Genomic DNA, 1174 nt, shown 5'->3' on the forward strand with positions numbered 1-1174 from the left:
CCAGAACGGAGCTGACGATGGTTTCCACTTCCGATCTCAAGGCAGGCCTCAGCGCCGTCACCGCCGCCGATGCGCCGGCGGCCATCGGGCCCTATTCGCAGGCGATCGCCGTGAACGGCCTGCTCTTCGTCTCCGGCCAGCTGCCGATCGATCCGGCGACCGGCGCCTTCGCCTCCGACGATCCGGTCGAGCAGGCGCGGCAATGCCTGCGCAACATCGCCGCCATCGCCCGCGCCGCCGGCACGGATATCGCGCGCACCGTCAAGACCACCGTGCTCGTGCGCGACCTCTCGCGCTTTGCCGAGATCAACGCGGCCTATGGCGAGTTCTTCTCCGCCCCCTATCCCGCCCGCGCCACCTTCGAGGTCTCCGGCCTGCCGAAAGATGCGCAGGTGGAGATCGAGGCCGTCATCGCGCTCAAGGGGGAGTGAGGCATGAACGGTGCCGCAACTTCGCCTGGCCCGGAACCGGTCTCCTCGCTCGATTGCGCCGACCGCGCCTGGGCGCGTGCGGCCATCGGCATGCTGGAGGGCGATGCCCGCCGCTCGGCCGACACCCACCTCGTCAATCCTGTCTTCAAGGGGCTGAAGGGCATCTCGGTCTATCTCAAGGACGAGAGCACCCATCCGACCGGCAGCCTGAAGCATAGGCTGGCCCGCTCGCTCTTCCTCTACGGCATCTGCAACGGCCGCATCTGCAAGGGCACCACGCTGGTCGAGGCCTCGTCGGGCTCGACGGCGGTTTCCGAGGCCTATTTCGCCAACCTGCTCGGCCTGCCCTTCATCGCCGTCATGCCGCGCAGCACCAGCCGCACGAAGATCGACGTCATCGAGCGCTTCGGCGGGCGCTGCGCCTTCGTCGACAAGCCGGGCGAGGTCTACGAGACGGCCGCGCGCATCGCGGCGGAGACGAAGGGACACTATCTCGACCAGTTCACCAATGCCGAGCGCGCCACCGACTGGCGCGGCAACAACAATATCGCCGAGAGCATCTTCGGCCAGATGGAGCGGGAAGCCCATCCGGTGCCGGCCTGGGTGATCATGGGGGCGGGGACTGGCGGCACCTCGGCGACCATCGGGCGCTATATCCGCTACCGCAACCTCGCCACGCGGCTCTGCGTGACGGATGTCGAGAACTCGGTGTTCTACGACGCCTGGAAGAGCGGCGACATGGA

General features: G+C 67.7%; 2 protein-coding genes. Both read left to right on the forward strand.

Going from position 1 to position 1174, the window contains the following annotated elements:
- Positions 1-17 precede the first annotated feature (17 nt).
- Positions 18-431, forward strand: a complete 414-nt coding sequence (locus DSD28_RS25685; protein WP_119259271.1) for a Rid family detoxifying hydrolase — start codon at positions 18-20, stop codon at positions 429-431.
- 3 nt (positions 432-434) lie between these two features.
- The coding region (locus DSD28_RS25690) for a PLP-dependent cysteine synthase family protein (RefSeq protein WP_119259270.1) at positions 435-1174 on the forward strand (740 nt) is incomplete at its 3' end.

The organism is Shinella zoogloeoides, assembly GCF_003574625.1.
In the GTDB taxonomy this organism is placed as follows: domain Bacteria; phylum Pseudomonadota; class Alphaproteobacteria; order Rhizobiales; family Rhizobiaceae; genus Shinella; species Shinella zoogloeoides_A.

Excerpts from the sequence above, each read along its gene's own strand:
- DSD28_RS25685 (WP_119259271.1), top strand. The coding sequence starts at position 18 with ATGGTTTCCACTTCCGATCTCAAGGCAGGCCTCAGCGCCGTCACCGCC.